General features: G+C 48.4%; 22 protein-coding genes and 1 riboswitch. Of the genes, 12 read left to right on the forward strand and 10 right to left on the reverse strand.

Going from position 1 to position 20,798, the window contains the following annotated elements; translation table 11 throughout:
* Window positions 1–27: 27 nt before the first annotated feature.
* The 4 genes from LKD71_RS06825 to LKD71_RS06840 are packed head-to-tail and all read left to right on the forward strand — an operon-like array spanning window position 28 to window position 2,993.
* On the forward strand, window positions 28–456 hold the full coding sequence (locus tag LKD71_RS06825; RefSeq protein ID WP_227614854.1) for a prepilin peptidase: 429 nt from the start codon (window positions 28–30) through the stop codon (window positions 454–456).
* 2 nt (window positions 457–458) lie between these two features.
* Window positions 459–821 (forward strand): TadE/TadG family type IV pilus assembly protein, encoded by a 363-nt coding sequence (locus LKD71_RS06830; RefSeq protein ID WP_227614855.1) that lies wholly within the window; start codon window positions 459–461, stop codon window positions 819–821.
* Complete coding sequence (locus LKD71_RS06835) at window positions 818–2,344, forward strand: DUF6382 domain-containing protein (RefSeq protein WP_227614856.1); 1,527 nt, start codon at window positions 818–820, stop codon at window positions 2,342–2,344. The genes LKD71_RS06830 and LKD71_RS06835 overlap by 4 nt, the downstream gene beginning before the upstream one ends.
* A 19-nt stretch (window positions 2,345–2,363) precedes the next feature.
* Window positions 2,364–2,993, forward strand: a complete 630-nt coding sequence (locus tag LKD71_RS06840) for a rhomboid family intramembrane serine protease (protein ID WP_178044885.1) — start codon at window positions 2,364–2,366, stop codon at window positions 2,991–2,993.
* Here LKD71_RS06840 and LKD71_RS06845 read toward each other — a convergent pair.
* Window positions 2,891–3,610 (reverse strand): sensor histidine kinase, encoded by a 720-nt coding sequence (locus tag LKD71_RS06845; RefSeq protein ID WP_227614857.1) that lies wholly within the window; start codon window positions 3,608–3,610, stop codon window positions 2,891–2,893. The two genes, LKD71_RS06840 and LKD71_RS06845, sit on opposite strands and share 103 nt — an antisense overlap.
* A gap of 147 nt (window positions 3,611–3,757) precedes the next feature.
* Between LKD71_RS06845 and LKD71_RS06850 the strand changes: the two genes are divergently transcribed.
* Window positions 3,758–4,168 (forward strand): HIT family protein, encoded by a 411-nt coding sequence (locus LKD71_RS06850; protein WP_178044887.1) that lies wholly within the window; start codon window positions 3,758–3,760, stop codon window positions 4,166–4,168.
* A 46-nt stretch (window positions 4,169–4,214) separates the two neighbouring features.
* Window positions 4,215–4,742 (forward strand): RNA polymerase sigma factor, encoded by a 528-nt coding sequence (locus LKD71_RS06855; protein WP_227614858.1) that lies wholly within the window; start codon window positions 4,215–4,217, stop codon window positions 4,740–4,742.
* Window positions 4,743–4,769: 27 nt separating this feature from the next.
* Here LKD71_RS06855 and LKD71_RS06860 read toward each other — a convergent pair whose 3' ends face one another.
* Window positions 4,770–5,834, reverse strand: coding sequence for an undecaprenyldiphospho-muramoylpentapeptide beta-N-acetylglucosaminyltransferase (locus tag LKD71_RS06860; protein ID WP_227614859.1), 1,065 nt, complete (start codon window positions 5,832–5,834; stop codon window positions 4,770–4,772).
* Between the two features lie 153 nt (window positions 5,835–5,987).
* Between LKD71_RS06860 and LKD71_RS06865 the strand changes: the two genes are divergently transcribed.
* The 4 genes from LKD71_RS06865 to LKD71_RS06880 all read left to right on the forward strand — a co-directional run bounded on the left by LKD71_RS06865 (window position 5,988) and on the right by LKD71_RS06880 (window position 10,495).
* On the forward strand, window positions 5,988–6,896 hold the full coding sequence (locus LKD71_RS06865) for a DUF4367 domain-containing protein (protein ID WP_227614860.1): 909 nt from the start codon (window positions 5,988–5,990) through the stop codon (window positions 6,894–6,896).
* A gap of 94 nt (window positions 6,897–6,990) precedes the next feature.
* The gene (locus LKD71_RS06870; protein ID WP_227614861.1) at window positions 6,991–7,506 is read left to right on the forward strand and encodes a DUF6147 family protein; all 516 of its coding nucleotides are present in this window, start codon (window positions 6,991–6,993) and stop codon (window positions 7,504–7,506) included.
* Between the two features lie 213 nt (window positions 7,507–7,719).
* A complete protein-coding gene (locus LKD71_RS06875; RefSeq protein ID WP_227614862.1) occupies window positions 7,720–8,655 on the forward strand; it encodes a hypothetical protein in 936 nt (311 codons plus the stop codon).
* A gap of 220 nt (window positions 8,656–8,875) precedes the next feature.
* Window positions 8,876–10,495: an MBL fold metallo-hydrolase RNA specificity domain-containing protein gene (locus tag LKD71_RS06880; protein ID WP_227614863.1), complete on the forward strand. Its 1,620-nt coding sequence runs from the start codon at window positions 8,876–8,878 to the stop codon at window positions 10,493–10,495.
* Here LKD71_RS06880 and LKD71_RS06885 read toward each other — a convergent pair whose 3' ends face one another.
* The 7 genes from LKD71_RS06885 to LKD71_RS06915 are packed head-to-tail and all read right to left on the reverse strand — an operon-like array spanning window position 10,496 to window position 15,412.
* Complete coding sequence (locus tag LKD71_RS06885; RefSeq protein ID WP_431835015.1) at window positions 10,496–11,548, reverse strand: type IV pilus twitching motility protein PilT; 1,053 nt, start codon at window positions 11,546–11,548, stop codon at window positions 10,496–10,498.
* Window positions 11,549–11,555: 7 nt separating this feature from the next.
* Window positions 11,556–12,104: a hypothetical protein gene (locus tag LKD71_RS06890; RefSeq protein ID WP_227614865.1), complete on the reverse strand. Its 549-nt coding sequence runs from the start codon at window positions 12,102–12,104 to the stop codon at window positions 11,556–11,558.
* Window positions 12,101–12,547 carry a hypothetical protein gene (locus LKD71_RS06895; RefSeq protein WP_227614866.1) on the reverse strand — a complete coding sequence of 149 codons (447 nt, stop codon included), beginning with the start codon at window positions 12,545–12,547 and terminating at the stop codon, window positions 12,101–12,103. The genes LKD71_RS06890 and LKD71_RS06895 overlap by 4 nt, the downstream gene beginning before the upstream one ends.
* Window positions 12,540–13,040 (reverse strand): DUF4860 domain-containing protein, encoded by a 501-nt coding sequence (locus LKD71_RS06900; RefSeq protein ID WP_227614867.1) that lies wholly within the window; start codon window positions 13,038–13,040, stop codon window positions 12,540–12,542. Before LKD71_RS06900 ends, LKD71_RS06895 begins: the two co-directional genes overlap by 8 nt.
* Before the next feature lie 14 nt (window positions 13,041–13,054).
* On the reverse strand, window positions 13,055–13,384 hold the full coding sequence (locus LKD71_RS06905; RefSeq protein ID WP_178044898.1) for a hypothetical protein: 330 nt from the start codon (window positions 13,382–13,384) through the stop codon (window positions 13,055–13,057).
* A gap of 28 nt (window positions 13,385–13,412) precedes the next feature.
* Window positions 13,413–14,456 carry a type II secretion system F family protein gene (locus LKD71_RS06910; protein ID WP_227614868.1) on the reverse strand — a complete coding sequence of 348 codons (1,044 nt, stop codon included), beginning with the start codon at window positions 14,454–14,456 and terminating at the stop codon, window positions 13,413–13,415.
* A 29-nt stretch (window positions 14,457–14,485) separates the two neighbouring features.
* Complete coding sequence (locus LKD71_RS06915; protein ID WP_227614869.1) at window positions 14,486–15,412, reverse strand: transglutaminase-like domain-containing protein; 927 nt, start codon at window positions 15,410–15,412, stop codon at window positions 14,486–14,488.
* 164 nt (window positions 15,413–15,576) lie between these two features.
* A riboswitch (cyclic di-GMP riboswitch) is annotated at window positions 15,577–15,660 on the forward strand.
* Between the two features lie 151 nt (window positions 15,661–15,811).
* On the opposite strand from LKD71_RS06915, the gene LKD71_RS06920 reads away from it, so the two are divergent.
* Complete coding sequence (locus LKD71_RS06920; RefSeq protein WP_227614870.1) at window positions 15,812–16,825, forward strand: anthrax toxin lethal factor-related metalloendopeptidase; 1,014 nt, start codon at window positions 15,812–15,814, stop codon at window positions 16,823–16,825.
* 62 nt (window positions 16,826–16,887) lie between these two features.
* On the opposite strand, the gene LKD71_RS06925 is transcribed toward LKD71_RS06920, so the two are convergent.
* Window positions 16,888–17,139, reverse strand: coding sequence for a TIGR03905 family TSCPD domain-containing protein (locus LKD71_RS06925; protein WP_178044901.1), 252 nt, complete (start codon window positions 17,137–17,139; stop codon window positions 16,888–16,890).
* A 527-nt stretch (window positions 17,140–17,666) separates the two neighbouring features.
* Here LKD71_RS06925 and ileS point away from each other — a divergent pair.
* Window positions 17,667–20,783 (forward strand): isoleucine--tRNA ligase, encoded by a 3,117-nt coding sequence (ileS, locus tag LKD71_RS06930; RefSeq protein WP_227614871.1) that lies wholly within the window; start codon window positions 17,667–17,669, stop codon window positions 20,781–20,783.
* The last annotated feature ends 15 nt before the right edge of the window (window positions 20,784–20,798 follow it).

Consider the following 20,798-nt stretch of genomic DNA (forward strand, 5'->3'; position numbering starts at 1 on the left):
CCGGAAAAAGAGAGAGGAAGGTGGAAAATGAGACTTTCATATCTGGTTTGGTTTCTGTTTCTGGCGGTGGTCAGCTGGCAGGACTTTCAAAAGCAGGAGATTTCCTCCTGGCTTCTCATCCTGATGGGAGCTTTGGGAACTGTGATTCAGCTCTTTGAAGGAAGCGTTTCTCTGGGCGGCTGGTTTGGAGGAATTTTTCTTGGGCTGGCGTTGCTTTTTCTGGCCTTTGTCACCCGGGAGGAGATCGGGTACGGAGACGGCTGGCTGGTGGTGGTCATGGGAATGTCTCTGGGTTTACGGTTTTCCTTCCTGGCCTTTCTATTGGCCCTCGGAATCTCAGCGCTGGTGAGCGGAAGTCTTCTGATTTCCCGGAAGGTAAAGAGAAATTACCGCCTGCCCTTTGCGCCATTTCTGCTGGCCGGTTCAGCTTTGAGTTTCTTTCTGTACGGAGGATAAGGATGAAAAAAGGCAGTTATACCGTGGAGGCGGCCCTTCTCATGGGCGTTTTGATTCCGCTTCTTGTGGGCGTGATCTATCTTGGATTTTTTATGATGATTCGGGGAAATGTGCAGGGGGAAGCAATAGAAAAAGCCCTTACGGCTCTCCTTATCGGTGAGGAGACAGAAGGAGTTTCCCTTGGGGAAAAAGAAGTTTCCGTGGAAGCGGAGGCGGCGGTGCCGGCCTTTCCCTTTGGAAAGCGTGTTTTTTCTCTGGCGGATTCGGTTCATGGGCGTTTTGTGCTGGAACGGCAGAAACCGTCGGAAACCATTTTCCGTATGCACAGTCTGAAAAAAGCGATAAGGCAGGTGAAGAAGGAATGAAACCTTCCTACAGAAAAGAAAAAGACAACGATTATATGATCCTGGAAGCGCCGGGGAAACCGGAGGGAGGAGAGTATCAGATCCGTATGCTCTTGGTGAATCCCATCTATGGGCTCCTTCCGTGTAAGATGCGGATGGTGGATGGAAGCCGGGCGTTTTATTACGATATCACGGAAAAACAGCCCATGACCAGCGTGTTTGAGCGCCGCCTGATGGGAAAGGAAGATATCGAAAAGCTTCTCGGCGGCCTGGAAAAGGCCATGGATGAGGCGGGGCGTTATCTTCTGGTTATGGAACAGTTTATCTTAAAGCCGGAATATATTTTTCAGGATACGGAGACAGGAGAATTCTTTTTCTGCTATCTGCCTTTTTATGATGGAAGTCTGGAAACGGATTTCCGGGAGCTGGCGGAATACATCTTAAAAAGACTGGATCACAGCCAGGAGGAGGCGGTGCTCTGGGGGTATGATATCTACAGCCGGTCGGCGGAGGAACATTTCAGCATTGGGAAAATTCTGGAGAGCGTTCACGAGCGGGCGGCGAAAGAAGCAGTCAGGAAGTCACGGGAAAAATCCCCGGAAAAGATGCGCCAGACAGCTCCGCGGGAGGAAAGACAAAAGCCTGTGGAAGAGCTGGAATATATCGAAGTGGAAGAGGGAGCTTCGGAAGAAACAGCGCGTCCGGCTGCCGGGCGTGCGGAGAGCAGGCCTGTGGAAAAAACAATTCTCCGTGAGGGAAAAGCAGAGAATACAGAAAAAACTGTCGAGAGAGAGAAGCCAGAGAAACGGAACACCGAAGCAAGAAGAGAGGCCTGGGCGGCAGAGAAAAAGAAGAAGCGTCTTTTTGGAAAAAAGCAGGATAAAAATATCGAAAACAGACCGAAAAAAAGCAAGGGCAGAAAAAGTGTAGAATTTCGCGCAGAGTTTCGGGGGCGGCGCAAGCAGTTCCTTCAGGTTTTCATCGGAATGACGGCCTCTGTTGCGGCGGCAGTCTGGGCTGTGGTTTGTCAGGGGTTGAATTTCATCCAGGCAGGTGGTATTCTGTTTCTGTGTATGGGACTTCTGGTGTATTTTACGACTGTTTTCCAGAAAAAGCCGGCAAAGAAAGCCACCTCCCCGGAGGAGGAAGTGTTTTTGTGGGAACAGGAGCTAAAAGAAGATGGAGACAAGACGGTCTTCCTTGGCAGTCCGGTGCCGGAAAAATATCCGGTTCTTGTGAGTATGGATCCCGGAAAGCAGGAAAATATCGTTCTCGACCGGGAACGGATGACCGTGGGAAAACAGAAAGAGCAGGTAGACATTTTTCTTCAGGATCCTTCGGTGAGCAGAATCCATGCTTCTCTGGAAAAAAGCGGAGAAGACTGGTATCTCAGGGACAGAGGTTCCACAAACGGGACTTTTCTGGACGGCCTGCGGCTGGAAGAAGGAGAAAAGAAAAAGCTCCTGGACGGAGCGGAGATCAGTTTTTCCGGGCGGCGTTTCTATTTTCATTCAGACAGCACAGGAAGTACCGTTCAAAACTGAAATGTTTGGAGATGAAAGAATGGATGAACTGCGGGATTTTCTAAGATCGAGGGGAAAGATCACATTGACGCTGGTGGTGGTCAACATTCTGATCTTTTTTGTGATGGATTTCCGAGGCAATACGGAAAATGGAGCTTACATGCTGGCGCACGGAGCGGCTTATGGGCCGCTGATCCTGGAAAATGGGGAGTATTACCGGCTGTTTACGTCCATGTTTCTGCACTTTGGCATCGAGCATCTCTTTGGAAATATGCTGACGCTGATTTTCTTAGGGGATCTGCTGGAAAAAATGATCGGAAAATTCCGTTTTATCCTGATCTATTTTCTCGGAGGACTGGCAGGAAACCTCCTTTCCCTCGCAAAGGAAATGATTACCGGAAACTATGCGATATCGGCAGGAGCTTCCGGAGCGATCTTCGCTGTGGTGGGCGCATTGGTGTTCCTGGTGGTGCGCCATCGGGGAAAACTCCCGGGGACCAGCGGCCAGCGCCTGGCAGTTATGGCGCTTCTGACGCTGGCAGATGGTTTCGTGTCAACCGGTGTGGACTATATGGCGCACTTGGGCGGTATGGCAGCAGGCTTTGTGCTGGCGGCGATACTGGTCGGAAGACGGAAACTGAAGGTCGTTCCCTCTTTCCCGGAAGAATAAGTGATGTCACCGCCGTGAGCTCTGGCGACCCGCTGAACCAGCGGGAGACCAAGGCCGGTACCGTTCTTCTTGTGGGTGACAAAGGGCGTAAAGATCTCATCCTGAATCTCCGGGGAAATACCGATGCCGTTATCCGTCACCTGGATCACAAGCCCGTCTTTATCGCAAAGGCAGGAAAAGAGAACCTCCGTTGCCCCGGATTCAAAAGCGTTCCGGAGAAGATTCGTGATGGCCTGGCGAAGCTTTACCGGATCGCCGTTTATTGTGGGGAGTTCTTCGGGAAAACGGGTTGAAAAACGGATATTCGGGTCGGGTGAGAGCAGTCTGGCATTGGAAGCGATCTCTCTTAGAAAGGAAGAAAGCTCCAGTGCCTCCGGGTGGATCTTTTCGCCGTTATTGTAGCCGGAGAGCTCGTCGAGGAGTCTCCGGAGAAAAAGCATATCTTTTTTCATATCGTCCCAGAGGTCAAAACTTAAGACTTCCGGATGTTCTGCTTCGATCAGCTGCATGGAACTGTTGATCAGTGTGACCGGATTTCGGATCTCATGAGAGATCCGGGAAAGGGCCAGGTGATGTTCCTCTTTCAATTTCTGAATTTTTCTTTCTTTTTCTTTCATAAAATCACAACCTCCATGAAAAAAGTCTAGCATTCAAAACGGAAAATAGCAAACATATTTCATTGACATAATTTTACAAAAGACTTACCATAAAAAGGTAAGGGAAAATTTTCATAACAGCTGAAAAAGCGGAAAAGAGGTAGAACAATGAAAGATGAGAACTGCATTTTCTGTAAAATCGCAAATGGAGGGATTCCGTCTGCAACCCTGTATGAGGATGAGGATTTTCGAGTAATCCTGGATCTGGGTCCCGCAACCAGGGGACATGCGCTGATTCTTCCCAAGGAGCATTATGCAAATGTGATTGCGCTCCCGGAAGAGGTAACAGCGAAAGCCTTTATCCTTGCCAAGAAAATGGCAGCCAAGATGATGGAAGTGCTGCACTGTGACGGTGTCAATGTGGTTCAGAATAACGGAGAAGCCGCCGGACAGACCGTATTCCATTTCCATATCCATCTGATCCCGCGTTATGAGGGAGATGGCGCAGGCGTTACATGGGCACCGGGAACACTGACTGATGAAACAAGGGAAGAGATCTTAAAAGCATTTGCGGATTGATTGATAAATCCGGGAGGCAGAAATAAACAGGGAGTGAGAGCAACTGATGAAAAAGAATGAAAGATTTACGGATACCTATAACAGGTATGGAGATCTTATCTTCTGGTACGCAAAGAGACGGCTTTCCAATGAGGAGCTGTCAAAAGAATGTACACAGCAGGTATTTTTGAAATATTATGAGCATATGGATGTGATTTCAGAGGAAATGGTAAAGGCCTGGCTGCTTACCTGCTGTAAAAATGAGATCATCGATTATTTCAGAAAGATTGAGAGAAGAAAAGGTTTTGAAAACATTGATGCGCCTGAGGTAGAGGTGCATATCTGTTCGCAGGATAATGCGGAATATGTTGTGGAGCGGTTGAATCGGGAGGCTTTTTATACGGAAGTCCTGACGGCTCTGCGTAAAAAGAACGAAAGCTGGTATCAGATTGTCTGGGCTGTCTGTGTCGAAGAACTGTCACAGGAAGAAGCAGCAGAACGGCTTGGAATTTCACCGGAGATTCTTCGTGCGAAGCTTTATCGCGCAAGAAAATACATCCGCAGGAAGTTCAAGGACAAATATGATCTGCTCTGATGCAGACAGAAGATGAAAAAGGATGCCTCATAAAGAGGCATCCTCGATCAGCTGAATGATGGTGGAAATGGCATCGCCCTGCTGGCTCTTCTCCATGGCGGCGATATAGTCACTGCGGTGGTCATACAGTTTCTGGATGGCCGGGAGCAGGATGGACGGTGCCAGTTCTTCCTCGCTTAATACCATGCTGAAGCCCTGGCGCTCGAAAGATTCTGCATTCAGAATCTGGTCGCCCCGGCTGGCATTGGCAGAGAGAGGAATCAGAAGATTTGGTTTTCTTAAAGCAAGGAGCTCGCAGATGGCGTTGGCTCCTGCACGGGATACGCAGATGTCAGCCAGAGCAAAAAGGTCGGCCAGTTCATCTTTGATATACTCGTACTGAACATATCCATCCATATAATTCAGGGTGGGGTCCAGTTTTCCCTTACCGCAGAGGTGAATGACCTGGAAGGTTTTCAGAAGCTCCGGCAGGATTCCGCGGATGGAATCGTTGACGATGACAGAACCCTGGCTGCCGCCGATGACCAGAAGTACCGGTTTGTCAGCGGTGAAACCACAGAAGTCAAGAGCTTTCAGCCTGTTTCCTTTGAGAAGCTCCTGACGGATCGGTGAGCCGGTCAGAACTGCTTTACCATCCGGAATGTGGCTGATGGTCTCAGGAAAGTTGCAGCAGACTTTGGTGGCTGAGGGAATGGAAAGCTTGTTTGCCAGACCCGGAGTCAGATCGGATTCATGGATCACGACCGGAATATGACAATGCTTCGCTGCCATGACAACGGGAACCGCCACGAAGCCTCCTTTGGAAAAGACAACGCTGGGCTTCAGTTTTTTCATCAGCCGGACGGCCTGTCCGTATCCTTTGATTACACGGAAGGGATCGCTGAAATTCTTAATATCAAAATAACGGCGGAGTTTTCCGGATGCAATTCCATAATAGGGAATCTTCAGATCTTCAATGAGCTTTCGCTCGATACCATCATAAGAACCAATATACTGAATATCATAACCTTTTTCCTTCAGTTTCGGAACAAGGGCAATGTTCGGGGTTACATGTCCGGCAGTGCCTCCGCCGGTAAGGATAATTCGTTTCATGCTATTCCTCCAAAAATTATTCGTAACTGCTGAGTATTTTCACAGTTACAGAGATTCTACATTACATCTTATACTGTTATGGGAAAAAGTCAAGAAGGGAAACAGGAAAGAAACCGGAGAAAACAGCGCGGAAACGCAGAAGAGGACAGGAATTTGAAAAGGGATAGAGATTTGGAAAAAGAGAAAGTAGAGAGTCTGTACGTCACTCGGGAAATGGCGGAAGACAAGGAAATGGATGAGAAAATCCGTCAGGATCTGATCCATGTGGCCGACCAGGCTGAGAAAGAGTTTCAGGAGGAGGAAGCCCTCGGCGCTCCCCGCATGAAACCGGAAGAAAAACAGCAGTTATTTGACGATATCGTAGGCGAGCTGAAAAAGAAAGGCATCTGGGAAGAAAGCCCGGAAGATCAGCTGTCCGCCGAAGACAGGGAAGCTCTGCGCCTCGGCCGCGAACTCCTCAACAACCCCAAGAAGAAACGATCTGCCGTTATTCATAAGATATTTAAAGGTGTGGCTGGAGCTGCTGTTGTGGCGGTGGGGGTGTTTGTGCTGAGTATGAGTAGTGAGGCGAATAGGGAGAAAGTTTTGAGTGTGTGGAATAGTTTAGTAGGTGAAGAATTAAGAACTAATATAGATGTAAGTGAGGATGGCACAAAATATTCAGAAGAATTTTCAGAACAAAAAGCATTTGATTTGATAAAGAATGAGTTAGGAATAGATGCTTTAAAGATAATATATATTCCTAATGGTATGTATTATGATAGTTATCTAATAGACCAAGAGGATGGTATGGCAATTATTTACTATAGATATAATAATTCTATTATTACTGTCTATATGTATAAAGAAAGTTTAACATCAAGTCACAGTCAGAAATTCGATGGAGAAATAATTGATTCTATTGATATCCATTCAAAGGAAATAAAAACTAAGATTTGGAAAGTGGATGGCGATCAAGAATCTTTTGCTTCAGGATTTGAATATAATAATGCGTATTATATGATAAGCGGAAATATGCCAGAAGATGAATTTAAAAAGATGATTGCTTCAGTAGCATTTTAAAATTTTTTAAATAAAAAATAAAAACACACGTCATAAAATAAAAGAGAGAACGTATTAAATAATGTGATGTAAAATTTCAATCAAAGGAGGAATAATGAAAAAAACAAAAAATTTGTTCCTATTGGTTTTAGCCATTATGTTCTTTGCGAATTTGACAGTAATAAGTGGAAAAGCACAAGGGCCTTTAGATGGAGAAATAGTAGATGGATCGCTATTAACAAGTGACGAAAGTGCTTTTGATGAAAAACCATTAATACTTCAAAACTCTTTAGAAGGAGATATTATTCCTTTTGGAACATATCTTTCTAATGGAATATCTGGAATAACAGATAAAGGTGGCGGTGTGGTTTATGTGTCTGGTCATACAAATTGTAATCGGACAAGTGATAAAGTACAGGTATATCTTTATTTAGAGCGATTAGGTAATAGCGGATGGGGAACAGTTAAGACGCATTCAAATATTGCGTATAATGCTTATAAAGTAAGCGCAGGTGTAAGTTTTTATGTGTCGAAGGGGTATTATTATAGAGTCAGAGGATCACATATTGCCAAGAAAGGCAGTACCGTAGAATCCTGCACCACCTGCACCAGCGCCATCTACATCGGCTAATTACATATTTATTTAGGTGTAACGGAAATAAAAAAGTATATCCTCCACAACTGAAAAAATAACCGCATGAAATTTTACATTACCTTTTGTGGTGGAAAGAGAAAAAGAATAAGCAATAACCAGTAATCAATAACCAGTAACCAGAAAACAATGAAAAGGGAAAAACGCCTTCCATTTCTGGGGGGCGTTGCAAAAAAAGGGAAGAGAAAGAGTATGAACGCATTATATTTTCGCCATTTATTTCAGAACACGGCAAGGGGAGTCGTGCATACAGTAAGTGCCAGCGGAGAAAAAGGGGAATTTTGTCTCTGTAGCTTATGTTCCGATGGAAGACCGCTTGAGGAAGAGGCTCATGTGGGAGAATTTTTCAGACTGGAAAAAGCAGTCATCACGATGCTGCTCCTGGAAAACCTGCATCCGGAAGATCTGAAGAAGGTTGGGAAACTTCTGAAGACCAATAAAGTGGAGCGGGTGCTCATTCCTTACGGAGACACGGCGGAAAATCTGCCGGAGCTTTCCAAAGCAGAAAAGGTACAGATACTGAAAGCCGGGGAAACAGTTGTGCTTCAGGAGAAGGGCTGGAACATCTGGGTGAAATGTCTGGATCACGGCCCAAAAGGAAATCTGGTTTTGTATCATGGACCTTGTGAGACCTCCAAGAAAGGAATGGACTGTCTGATGGCGGTAAAACCCGCGGGGGCGGAGCTGCCATGTAGCGCTTGTGTCTGTCAGGAAGACCACACCTGCGGAATGAGATGCTGCCTGTATAATGATTTTATCCTGTGCAAAGGGCATAATGGAAAATATGACGGCAGTTATGTATTAGGAACACTGCTGCTGGGAAATGCGGATATCAAAACAAAAGAGAAAGAACTGAGAGAAGATTTGAAGCCCTATCTTGCGGACCTTCGGGTTATTTCGATGAACGAGAGCGGTTGCAGTGAGAAGGTTTCCGATTCTTTCATTACAGATCTCGGGGAGAAAAACAGACGGTTTGACCAGTTTTACATCTTGCCCGGGAATATAGAAGGAAACGACGGGATGCTGAAAACGATTTTAAGAGGAGGACCCCGCCGGATTCCATTTCTGACGAGTCAGGAAGCTGGCGTATGTATCTCCGGTTTTTTGAAAAACAAATCAGAATTATAAGAGAAGTCTCTGAGAGGGTGCCGCTGGAGGTCTGGCGGCGCTCTTTTTTACACTTTTTTCGCACAAAAAATCCTTCTAAAACCTGAATTTAATGAACAAAACTCATAAAAAACAGGTATAATAGAAGTATAAAAAGTGTATTCTGTGAACTTGATGATATTTCGGGACCTTGCAGAAATCAGAAACTGGTCCCGGATCAGATAGACGGGAGGTGCATTCTATGAGACTTACTTTTCTGGGAGCAACACATGAGGTGACAGGCAGCTGTTTTTATCTGGAAGTGGGGGAGCACAAGCTTCTGATTGACTGCGGTATGGAGCAGGGACCGGATGAATTTGAAAATCAGGAGATTCCGGTGGCGGCCAGCGAGATCGAGGCAGTGCTTCTGACTCACGCGCACATCGATCACTCCGGCAATCTGCCGCTTCTTTATCAGAGAGGGTTCCGGGGACAGATTTTTACCACAGAGGCCACAAGGGATCTCTGTCAGATCATGCTTCGTGACAGCGCCCACATTCAGATGTTTGAGGCGGAGTGGCGGAACCGGAAAGGCCGGAGAGCCGGAAAAGCGGAAGTTCTTCCCTTATATGACATGAATGATGCCGAAGGGGCTATCCAGTGTCTGGTGGGTCTGCCTTATGGAAAAGAGTATCATGTAAACGAAAATGTACGGATTCGTTTTGTGGACGCGGGCCATCTTCTGGGCTCGGCCTCCATTGAGGTCTGGGTGACGGAGGAAGGCATCGAGAAAAAGATCGTTTTTTCCGGCGATATCGGAAATAAACATCAGCCTTTAATCCGGGACCCGGAATATCTGAAAGAAGCGGACTATGTGGTGATGGAATCCACCTATGGCGACCGGAGCCATGGCCCGAAGCCGGATTATGTGAAAGAGCTGGCAGCTATCATGCAGCGGACCTTTGACCGGGGCGGCAATCTGGTGATTCCTTCCTTTGCTGTGGGGCGGACCCAGGAGATGCTGTATTTCATCCGAAAGATTAAGGAGGACCATCTGGTGAAAAATCATGACGGTTTCCAGGTCTTTGTGGACAGTCCGCTGGCGCTGGAGGCGACGACGATCTTTCAGAAGCATATGTGGGACGATTACGATGAAGAGGCCATGGAGCTGGTGAAAAAAGGCATCAACCCCATTGGTTTTGACGGCCTTCGAACCTCTGTCACCAGCGATGATTCCAAAAATATCAACTTTGATCCGAATCCGAAAGTGATTCTTTCCGCCAGCGGCATGTGCGAGGCAGGCAGAATCAAGCACCATCTGAAACACAACCTCTGGAGGCCGGAAAGTACGGTTCTCTTCGTGGGTTATCAGGCAGTGGGAACGCTGGGAAGGTCCATCATTGAAGGCGCGGATAAGGTGAAGCTTTTTGGTGAGGAGATCGAGGTGAGAGCGGAGATCTGTAAACTGAATGGCATCAGCGGCCATGCGGACAGGGAAGGCCTTCTGGAATGGCTGGGCGCTTTTGAGAAAAAGCCGGAAAAAGTGTTTGTGGTCCATGGAGACGATTCGGTCATCGACGGCTTTGCAAAGCTGATTCATGAAACCTTTGGACTGGATGCCCAGGCGCCCTACAGCGGTTCGGTTTTTGATCTGAAAAACGGCTGCTGGGAAAAAGAAGAAGCTCCGGTTCGGATTAAGAAACCCGAAACCAGAGCTCAGGATGCAATTCAGGGCCTTAAAGCCAATACGCCCTTTGCCAGACTTCTGGCGGCCGGCCAGCGTCTGCTGACGGTGATCCGCCACAACGAGGGCGGCGCAAACAAAGATCTGGCCAGATTTACCAGCCAGATCAATTCCCTTTGCGATAAATGGGATAGATAATTATAATTTTTTCCTCGTCATCTCAGGGTTCGTGCAATACTGAATGACGGTTTCCTGGGTGATGATGCCCTTCCGGTAAAGATTCAGAAGGCTGTTGTCCATAGAGATCATATCCTCCCTGGCGGAGGTGTAGATGATGCCGTCGATCTGATGCACCTTGTTGTCGCGGATCATGTTGCTGATGGCCGGGGTCATGGCCATGATCTCAAAAGCCGGAACCAGCGTGCCGTTTTTGGCGGGAACCAGCTGCTGGGAGACGACGGCCTTCAGTACCATGGAGAGCTGGACTGCGATCTGGCGCTGCTGGGAGGCATCAAAAACGTCAATGATACGGCTGATAGTGTTTGCCGCGCCGATGGTATGCAGACTCGACAGCACCAGATGGCCGGTTTCCGCCGCGGTCATGGCGGTCTGGATTGTCTCGAAATCACGCATTTCTCCGAGGAGGATCACATCCGGACTCTGACGAAGGGCAGCTCTTAAAGCCACCAGATAATTTTCCGTATCGGTGGAAATCTCACGCTGACTCACGATGCTTTCCTTATGGTGGTGCAGGTATTCGAGGGGGTCCTCCAGAGTGATGATGTGGTCCTGCTTGGTGGTGTTGATCCGGTCTACCAGGCAGGCCAGCGTCGTGGATTTTCCGCTTCCGGCCGGGCCGGTGACGAGAACCATGCCTTTGGTGTATTCGGAAAGGGCCATGACGGCATTGGGAATCCCAAGCTGGGTGGGATTTGGAAGCTCAAAGGTGATGACGCGGATGACGGCGGCCAGAGAGCCACGCTGCTTATAGGTACTCACCCGGAAACGGGAAAGACCGGGAATGGAAAAAGAAAAATCATCGTCGCCGTTTTTCAGGAAGGTGTCGATGGTGTGGGAGCGGGTGAGATCGTAGATCTGCCGGATGAAAGCCTCCGTGCTGTCGGGCATCAGCCGTTCCCCCTTATGAAAAAGAACGCCGTTGACCCGGTAAGAAAGGGGAAGACCGGCGACAATAAAGATGTCGGAAGCCCCGACGGCGGTGGCATCATGAAGAATCTCCGCGGCATTTATGGTTGTTTCACTCATAGGTTTTATCAGTTCCTTTCTCTGCGGTTTCTGTCTGTACATAGACGTTCTGGCGGGTGTCCGGCGTCCAGTCTGCGGTGTTCACGGTTTTCCAGGTGGTGACGGTGTAAAAAGTGCCGCCTTCCTCGGGATAGCGGAGGGTAAGACTGACAGCCAGTACCTGGGTATCTGCCAGCGGTACGGAAAACGAAAGTGTGCGGGAAGCAGAATCCCAGGAATATATCGAATTACCGGTTTCACTCTCAGAATTTTCTGCATCTTCAAAATGTATCTCAATTTCCTGAAAATACATTTCTTCTCCCTCTGTATTTTTCCATATTTTTTCTAAAATTCCACCAATTTCCCCAATTCGATTCTCTGCCTGGTTGCAGGCCTCATAATAAGCCGTGGTCCGGTCGGCAGTCTTCCGGCTTAAGTTTCGGTCTGCCCGGGCGCTGAGAAGAGAAAGCACCGCAAAGGTGAGAAGACAGAGGGAGAGGAAAATCAGAAGCAGGGTGGAAGTTCCGGCAGTCAGAAGAGGCCGGGAAGTCTTTTTTTTCATGAATTTCCCTCCTTTTCGGCTGTCAGCGGGATATGGCGGCAGACCGTGAGAGAGTAAATTTCTGCGTCTCCGCTTAAAAAGCGGATAACTGCACTACGGCTGTCAGTCCCGGATGAATTGGTCTCCACTGTCAGGTGGTATTTTGCCTCGTTTTCTCTGGAGCTCTGGAAATTTTCATCATAAAACAGTTCAACTCCCTGTTCTGCCGTTATTCCTTCGGGAAATTTTTCCAGAAAGGCTTCTGCACTTCCATCCGTGCCGGAAAAAACTTCCGCGGCGCTGGCACAGAGACTCTGGGCGTGGCTGAGTTCCAGGGAAGAGCGGCTGATGGAATGAGCTCGGGCAAAGACCTGGATGCAGATCGCCGCAGTCAGAAGGAAGAAAAACAGTACAATGATAAGCTCCATCAGAAACAGACTGGAGCTGCTTTTTCTCTCATGCATTGCTATTGGCCACCTCCGTTCTGGGTCGGATATAGGCAGAAAGCACCTCGCCATTCGCATCCTCTGCCCGGACAGAATAAAAACCGTCCTCCGTTTTTTCTATGGAAAAACCAGCGAGAGACACGATGGCCGTTCCCTGCTCCGGGGTGACTTCTCTGGAAGCTTCCGTCAGAAGTTCTTTTAAAGCTCCATCCTGAAAATAGAGATAGGTCCGGTAGGAAGTCCCCTCAATTTCCTGGGAAAGGATGAGGGCGGGAAGCCCGTCCAGTTCGCCGGGAGAAATGGCGCCGCTCTCATCGGCATGCCGGATTTTTTCCGTCACATAGGCAAGGGCCGTCCGGACCGTATAATTGCTTTCCATCCGGGAAGCGGTATTCTGATAGACTTTCGCGCCAAGCAGAATGACGGCCAGGGCGGAAGAGGTAAATACTAGGAAAAGCAGCAGGACAAAAAGTATGTCTGTGGAATGCTTCCGGGCATTTTTCAGATCCATGACAAGTCTCCTTTCTATTTCCGGGCAAAAACTTTTACATCGGGCATCAGATTGGAGCCGATGATTTCGTAGTCCACAATATATTTTTCCGGGTCGTAGGTGATCCCGTAATGTTCTTTGAGATAATCCAGACTTTCCGGATAACTTCCCTCCACCGCATAACAGTGGACGGTGCTTCGCCGGATCGCCTGCTGAAGATTTTCCATCTGCTGTTCGGAAGCCGTCTGAGAAACTGAACCCACGCCCTTATAAAACAGAAGAAAAATCAGCAGGAAAATTAAGATGGAAGCAGGCAGGGTCAGCTGGCTTAGAGAAAATCCCCGTTTTTTCTGAAATCGATTCATAGCAGTATCCTTCCTTCCCAGACAGGCCTTATCCGATGTTTGACATTACATTTACCAGCGGAAGCATGACGGAGAGCAGGATCAGTCCCACCAAGACAGAAAGGACAGCCACCAGCGTGGGTTCCAGAAGTCCGGCCAGACTCTGGAGCTTTTCGTCCGTCTCAGTCTGTAACCGGGAAGCAATATCGGAAAGAGCGCTGTCTGCCGCTCCGGCCCGGAAACCGACAGATACCATCCGGGCATCTATGCCAGAGAAAATGCCCGCTTTGTTCAGAGCGTCGGAAAAATCCTCTCCATTCTGAATGGCTTCCCGGGCAGAAGCAATCTTCTGGCAAAAATCGGGATCATCCACGAGCTGGGTCACGAGGTCAAAGCCTTCCTCCGTGTCCAGGCCGCTTTTCAACGCTACGGACATTCCGGAAGCAAAGCGGGCACAGGAGGTATCATACATCAGGCGGCGGGAAAGCGGAAATTTCCGGGCGATCGTCCGAAGCTGTATGCGTCCTTTTGTGGTGCGGGTCAGATAGAGAAGACCGACAGCCAGAAGAAGGAAGAGAATCAGAAAGACAAGGGCATACCGCCGAAGTCCGTTTCCAAGGTGAAGAACGCCCGCTGCGGCTCCGCTCATTTCCACTCCGAGCTCCTGAAAGACCTGGTCAAAAACCGGCATGACTTTTACGATCAGCACAAGGAGGACCGCAGAGAGCATGCCCAGCATGATCAGAGGATAAGTCAGAGCGTCCCGGATGCTGCCGGTCAGGGCCTCTTCCCGCTCATAATGGGCGGCCAGGGAAGCGAAGGTGTCATCCAGATTTCCGGAGAGCTCGCCCATTTTTACCATGTGAACAAAATAGGAAGGAAAAACTTCGGTTTTTTCCAGTGCAGATTGAATATCTCCGGTTTCCAGCAGTTCGTCGTAAATGACGGACAGAATTTTTTGCCCGTCTTTCGTGTCGGCATCATCCCGCAGGATAGAAATGCCTTCCAGAAGGGAGATTCCTGCCTTTAAAAGCATGGAGAGCTGACGGCAAAGATAGATCAGCTCCGGGTTGGTCATTTTCTTTTCTTTCATATTATAATACCTCACAACAATATGCGTGTTTATCGAATATACTCTGTGATGTAGTTGTCTCCGTCTCCGATATATTCCTGAATACTTTCATCGGTACCAGTGGCTGCAAAAGTGGGGTCCATCAGTTTCCATTCATCCCCGTTGAACTCCACGGCCCGTTCCACCCAGCCGACGGACTGGATGTAAACGTCGATCCAGGCATGGCGGACAGAGGCGCTGTAGCCGATGGCCAGTTTTGCCGGGATGCCGATGGAACGCAGCATGGCGGCCGTCAGAGAGGCATAGTCAAAGCAGATTCCTTTTTTTGTGGAAAGGGTCTCGTCGATATCGGGCAGATAATTTCCGGAAACGGTGGCTGCCTTCTCATTGTCATAGGTGATATTGGCTGTGACATATTCGTAGATAGCAGTGAGGGCCTCCACATCGGAAGTAAGACCGGAAGTCAGCTGAGCGGCCAGAGAAACGGCCTTGCTGTCCTGACTGAAATTTACATACTGATTGGGATAAAGAAAAGGAAGAAAATCATTTGTCAGTTCCACGTCGATCACCTGGCTGAAAAGGGAGGCATACTGATCTTCTGAAATATTCTGGAAGGCCATAAGGGTGTAGCTTCCGCTGCCAGCGGTGAAAGGAAAGACTGTGGGGCTGTCTGCCTCTTCGATGAAATACTTATAGGTCACGTTGTCCGGCCCAATGAGCTGGATATTGATTTTTCCGCCGTCTCCTGACATGGTTCCAATGAAATATCCCTGATCCGTGTGAGAAAGATCCAGAAGCAGGGGGTCGCCGCCGATGGTATTGCTGCCGTCGGCCTGGGGAACCAGAACGCGGGTTTCACCCGGCGTAAAGGAGGAAGAAGCTTCGCTGCTTCCTTTTTTGGAACAGCCGGAGAGGGTCAGAACGAGTATAAGAAAAAGGAAAGGAACCGGAGAACGGAAAAATTGCCGGTGGTTCATAAAAATGCTCCTTCTCATGTTTGGCGGGGCCCAAGCACAAAGACTTTTTGAACTTTTGCCCTTTGGCACCAGTATAGCAGATTCCAGGGAAAAGAAAAAGGAAAAATGTCAGGAAATGGGATTGACAAACCTGGGGGAAGATGTATATACTTAATATGAATTATAAAAAACAAGGGCAAACCTGTTGAAAAGCAGGGACGCAAAGCCAAGGGTCTAAGGTCGTGAGACTATGACAGCCGGTTGCCACATTTAATGCAAAGTTTAGGAAAGACGAAGCTAGATTTGCAGAATGCGTATTAGTTTAGGCAGCCGCTCTCTGTTCTTTTATAAGTCCGAGAAGCGGTATTTTTATTGCAATTCAAAATTCGTCCCGTTCCGATCAAAAGGAGGGCGCAAGAGATGAAAGGAAAGAATTTAAAACAGTTACTAAACAATCAGAAAGCAAAAAGAGTCGGATGTATTCTTCTGGCAGCAGCAGTGCTCGGTACCGGCGCCTGGGCTGTGGATAACGGACAGAAATCAGATGTTCCGGAGCTTACAAGTTTTGTAGATCTGGACGATCAGATCTCCATCGATGAGGATGAAGTGCCCCTTACTTCCGCACCGAAGACTTCTGTGAAGACACAGACTTCCACCACCAAGAAAGTGGTAAATCTGAAAAAGAAATCCACCAAGACCTACACACAGAAGAGCAAACCCAAGTCTGTGAAGAGTCCTACAATCACAAAGACTTCCAGAGCAGCAACGACTACTACCAATAGAGTGACTACCACTTATGTCACAAAGAGATACAAGAAAAACTCCAAAAAGATGACCATGATCACCACCAAGAAGATCAAGACCACCATCACTACTGTAACAAAGACCGCCGCAAACTCCGGTGGAACCACGACAGCATCAGTTCAGAAAGCAGCAACGACAACCGCTTCTGCAAAGAAGAACACCACCCCGTACAACGTTCCCGTTGCTACCCTGGCTCCTCTTCTTGACTCCAGAGTCATGAAGGCTTATCAGGAGCTTCACTTCGATATCACGATCGACGGAACCGTTTCCTACGCAGGTTACTTCGATGCGAGAAAACAGAACATCACACTGAGAGAGGAAAGCGATACAATTTATCATGAGATCGGTCACTTTGTAGCTTTCCTTGCAGGAAACGTAGATACCAAGGCAAACTTCCAGTCCATCTACCAGCAGGAGAAAAATTCCTTCACCGGAAGCAGACGTGTTTACGCAGTACAGAACGCGTCTGAGTATTTCGCAGAGTGTTTCAGAGAGTACACACTGAACCCTGCTACCTTAAAGAGCACCTGCCCGCAGACCTTTGAAGCCATCACCAATGCGCTGAATAAGATCACGGATTCCCAGATCGCTCAGGCAAAAGCTTTCTACGGTTCCATCTGGACAAAATAATACATAAAAAACGCGGCGGCTGTGCAAAAACACAGCCGCCGTTATTATTTTCATGAGTTCAATTATTTCGTTTCCTCTGCAAGGATGAGCTTTAAGGCCTGAGCCAGCTGATCCGGGCAGGAGGTGGGACGCATGCCGCAGCGAATGCCTTCCAGACGTTTGATTGCCTCTTTTGCATCCATGCCTTCGATCAGTCTGGAAACGCCCTGGGTGTTTCCGTTGCAGCCGCCGGTGAACTGAACGTGTTTTACGATGCCGTTCTCCACTTCCACATCGATGGACTGGGAACAGACACCTTTTGTCTTATATACCATGAAAAAATCCTCCTTTTTATAAAGTATCTCTGTAAGAAGGAATTATAGCAGTTTTTCCGCCAAAAAGCAAAGATGTTTTCGGGAATGGGCTTGACTTTTTGCAAAATCCTGTTCTATAATAAAGCGACATGAGGAAAAACGTGGATGAAGAGAGTATGTTTTCTGCCGGGAGACCGGCGCAGCGTAAGGCTGTCAAACGTTTCAGCGAGCCGGGGAGGGTGTAAGCCCGGTATTAGTAGGGAAGACAGAAGATCACTTCGGAGTTTCAGGGTTGAAGACCAGTAGATCCTGACGGGATTCCCCCGTTACAGGGAACACATATGATAGTATGTGAAAAATGTGTAACAGGTGGTTTTGTGATTGCGAGTATGCTCTCATCCTTTTACGGATGGGAGCTTTTTAATTTTCACCAACAGTTCAGAGTATCAGCAAAATGAAAAAACAGACTATGCAAACTTGTTTGCAATAGGATGGATTTTCATTTTGCTAATACTCTGAACGTCCTCAAGAGAAAGGAGAACTCACACATGTATGACAAAGTCCCCACAAGTATGAATTTTGTGGAACGCGAGAAAAAAGTGGAAAAATTCTGGGAAGAGAACCATATCTTTGAGAAGAGTATCGACAACCGTAAAAAAGGTGAGACCTACACCTTCTACGACGGACCGCCTACGGCCAACGGAAAACCACACATCGGCCATGTAGAGACCCGTGTTATCAAAGATATGATCCCGCGTTACCAGGCCATGAAGGGAAAAATGGTTCCCCGTAAAGCAGGCTGGGATACCCACGGTCTTCCGGTTGAGCTGGAAGTAGAGAAAATGCTGGGTCTGGACGGAAAAGAGCAGATCGAGCAGTACGGAGTGGAGCCCTTCATCAAACACTGTAAAGAGAGCGTATGGAAATACAAAGGTATGTGGGAGGATTTCTCCAACACCGTTGGTTTCTGGGCTGATATGGAGCATCCCTACGTTACCTACGAGAACAACTTCATCGAGTCCGAGTGGTGGGCACTGAAACAGATCTGGGAAAAAGGTCTCCTCTATGAAGGTTATAAGATTGTTCCCTACTGCCCGCGCTGCGGTACCCCGCTTTCCAGCCATGAGGTGGCTCAGGGCTATAAAGATGTCAAAGAACGTTCTGCCATTGCAAAATTCAAAGTGGTGGGCGAGGACGCTTATATCCTGGCCTGGACCACGACACCGTGGACCCTTCCCTCCAACGTGGCTCTCTGCGTAAACCCGGATGAGACCTATGTGAAGGTAAAAGTGGAAGACGGAACCGTTTACTACCTGGCACAGGCTCTGGCTGACAAGGTTCTGGGCGAATGTTCCTACGAGGTTCTGGAGACCTACAAAGGAAAAGATCTGGAATACAAAGAATATGAGCCGCTCTATAACTTCAAAGAGCTGAAGAAAAAAGCGTACTACGTTGTCTGCGATACCTATGTAACCATGAGCGATGGTACTGGCGTCGTTCATATTGCACCGGCTTTCGGTGAGGACGACTCCAAGGTTGGTAAGAAATATGACCTGCCGCTTCTGCAGCTGGTAGACGCCAAAGGTGAGATGACTCCGGAAACTCCCTGGGCCGGCGTTTTCTGCAAGAAAGCAGATCCGATGGTTCTGGAAGATCTGGACAAGAGAGGCCTTCTCTTCGCCGCTCCGAAATTTGAGCACAGCTACCCGCACTGCTGGAGATGCGACACTCCGCTGATCTACTATGCACGCGAGTCCTGGTTTATCAAGATGACTGCTGTGAAGGACGACCTGATCCGCAACAACAACACCGTAAACTGGATTCCTGAGAGCATCGGTAAAGGCCGTTTTGGCGACTGGCTGGAGAACGTACAGGACTGGGGCATCAGCCGTAACCGTTACTGGGGAACTCCGCTGAACATCTGGCAGTGTGAGTGCGGCCATCAGCATTCCATCGGAAGCATCGCCGAGCTGAAATCCATGTCCGATAACTGCCCGGATGATATTGAGCTTCACCGCCCGTATATCGATGCCGTTACCATCAAATGCCCGAAATGCGGCAAACAGATGCACCGTGTTCCGGAGGTGATCGACTGCTGGTTCGATTCCGGTTCCATGCCCTTCGCACAGCATCATTATCCCTTTGAAAACCAGGAACTTTTCAAACAGCAGTTCCCGGCAAAATTCATCTCCGAGGCTGTAGACCAGACCAGAGGATGGTTCTACTCCCTGATGGCAATCTCCACCCTGCTCTTTAACAAGGCTCCCTTCGAGAACGTTATCGTTATGGGCCATGTACAGGATGAGAACGGCCAGAAGATGAGTAAGTCTAAAGGAAATGCCGTAGATCCCTTCGATGCGTTGAACACCTACGGTGCAGACAGCATCCGCTGGTATTTCTACACCGCCGGCGCTCCCTGGATTCCGAAGCGTTTCCACGGAAAAGCCGTAATGGAAGGCCAGAGAAAGTTCCTGGGAACCCTGTGGAATACCTATGCTTTCTATGTACTGTATGCAAATATCGACAATTTCGATCCGACCAGATATACAATGGATTATGAGAAACTGTCCGTTATGGATAAATGGCTCCTTTCCAAGATGAACAGCATGGTGAAAGATGTGGATAAGAATCTGGGAGCTTACAAGATCCCCGAGGCAGCCAATGTTCTCCAGGATTTCGTGGACGATATGAGTAACTGGTATGTACGCCGCAGCCGTGAGCGTTTCTGGGCAAAAGGCATGGAGCAGGATAAGATCAACGCTTATCTGACTCTCTACACCGCCCTTGTGACCGTTTCCAAGGCAGCTGCTCCGATGATTCCCTTCATGACCGAGGATATTTACCAGAACCTGGTACGCAAGGTTGACGCTTCCGCTCCGGAGAGCATTCACCTCTGCGATTTCCCGACTGTGGATGAGAGCCAGATCGACAAAGAGCTGGAAAAAGATATGGATGAGGTTCTGGAGATCGTCGTTATGGGACGTGCCTGCAGAAATACCGCCAATATCAAGAACCGTCAGCCCATCGTAAACATGTTTGTCAAGGCTCCGGTGGCTCTGCCGGATTACTTCCAGGATATCATCCGCGATGAGCTGAACTCCAAAAAAGTTACCTTTACCGATGACGTACGCGCCTTCACGTCCTACAGCTTCAAACCGCAGCTGAAGACCGTTGGACCGAAATACGGCAAACTGCTGGGTGGCATCAGGAAAGCTCTCTCCGAGCTGGACGGAAATGCAGCCATGGACGAGCTCAAGGCAGACGGACAGCTCACCCTTGACATTAACGGAGAGAAGGTCGTATTATTAGAAAGCGATCTTCTGATTGAGACCGCACAGACCGAGGGCTATGTATCCGCTCAGGAGGGCGAAGTTACCGTAGCTTTGGACACCAATCTGACACCGGAACTGATCGAGGAAGGTTTTGTGCGTGAGATCATCAGTAAAGTACAGACCATGCGTAAAGAGGCAGGCTTCGAGGTTATGGACCGCATCGTGGTTTACGCTGCGGAGAACGAGAAGATTCTGGGACTCTTAAAAAAACATGCCGACGAACTGAAAAAAGAAGTTCTGGCAGACGATATTGTTCTGGGTTCCGTTGACGGCTACACCAAAGAGTGGAACATCAACGGCGAAAATGTAACGCTTGGTGTGAAAAAACAGTGATGTTAAGTACCAAGG

The sequence above is a fragment of the Fusicatenibacter faecihominis genome (assembly GCF_020686945.1).
GTDB lineage: Bacteria > Bacillota > Clostridia > Lachnospirales > Lachnospiraceae > Limivivens > Limivivens faecihominis.

Coding starts and splice junctions, on each gene's coding strand:
- LKD71_RS06900 (WP_227614867.1), bottom strand. CDS start 13,040: ATGGATCTGAAAAATGCCCGGAAGCATTCCACAGACATACTTTTTGTC.
- LKD71_RS06910 (WP_227614868.1), bottom strand. CDS start 14,456: ATGAAAGAAAAGAAAATGACCAACCCGGAGCTGATCTATCTTTGCCGT.
- LKD71_RS06915 (WP_227614869.1), bottom strand. CDS start 15,412: ATGAACCACCGGCAATTTTTCCGTTCTCCGGTTCCTTTCCTTTTTCTT.
- LKD71_RS06860 (WP_227614859.1), bottom strand. CDS start 5,834: ATGAAACGAATTATCCTTACCGGCGGAGGCACTGCCGGACATGTAACC.
- LKD71_RS06850 (WP_178044887.1), top strand. CDS start 3,758: ATGAAAGATGAGAACTGCATTTTCTGTAAAATCGCAAATGGAGGGATT.
- LKD71_RS06840 (WP_178044885.1), top strand. CDS start 2,364: ATGGATGAACTGCGGGATTTTCTAAGATCGAGGGGAAAGATCACATTG.
- LKD71_RS06925 (WP_178044901.1), bottom strand. CDS start 17,139: ATGGTATATAAGACAAAAGGTGTCTGTTCCCAGTCCATCGATGTGGAA.
- LKD71_RS06895 (WP_227614866.1), bottom strand. CDS start 12,547: ATGCATGAGAGAAAAAGCAGCTCCAGTCTGTTTCTGATGGAGCTTATC.
- LKD71_RS06875 (WP_227614862.1), top strand. CDS start 7,720: ATGAACGCATTATATTTTCGCCATTTATTTCAGAACACGGCAAGGGGA.
- LKD71_RS06835 (WP_227614856.1), top strand. CDS start 818: ATGAAACCTTCCTACAGAAAAGAAAAAGACAACGATTATATGATCCTG.
- LKD71_RS06830 (WP_227614855.1), top strand. CDS start 459: ATGAAAAAAGGCAGTTATACCGTGGAGGCGGCCCTTCTCATGGGCGTT.
- LKD71_RS06825 (WP_227614854.1), top strand. CDS start 28: ATGAGACTTTCATATCTGGTTTGGTTTCTGTTTCTGGCGGTGGTCAGC.
- LKD71_RS06870 (WP_227614861.1), top strand. CDS start 6,991: ATGAAAAAAACAAAAAATTTGTTCCTATTGGTTTTAGCCATTATGTTC.
- LKD71_RS06890 (WP_227614865.1), bottom strand. CDS start 12,104: ATGAAAAAAAAGACTTCCCGGCCTCTTCTGACTGCCGGAACTTCCACC.
- ileS (WP_227614871.1), top strand. CDS start 17,667: ATGTATGACAAAGTCCCCACAAGTATGAATTTTGTGGAACGCGAGAAA.
- LKD71_RS06905 (WP_178044898.1), bottom strand. CDS start 13,384: ATGAATCGATTTCAGAAAAAACGGGGATTTTCTCTAAGCCAGCTGACC.
- LKD71_RS06855 (WP_227614858.1), top strand. CDS start 4,215: ATGAAAAAGAATGAAAGATTTACGGATACCTATAACAGGTATGGAGAT.
- LKD71_RS06845 (WP_227614857.1), bottom strand. CDS start 3,610: ATGAAAGAAAAAGAAAGAAAAATTCAGAAATTGAAAGAGGAACATCAC.
- LKD71_RS06880 (WP_227614863.1), top strand. CDS start 8,876: ATGAGACTTACTTTTCTGGGAGCAACACATGAGGTGACAGGCAGCTGT.
- LKD71_RS06920 (WP_227614870.1), top strand. CDS start 15,812: ATGAAAGGAAAGAATTTAAAACAGTTACTAAACAATCAGAAAGCAAAA.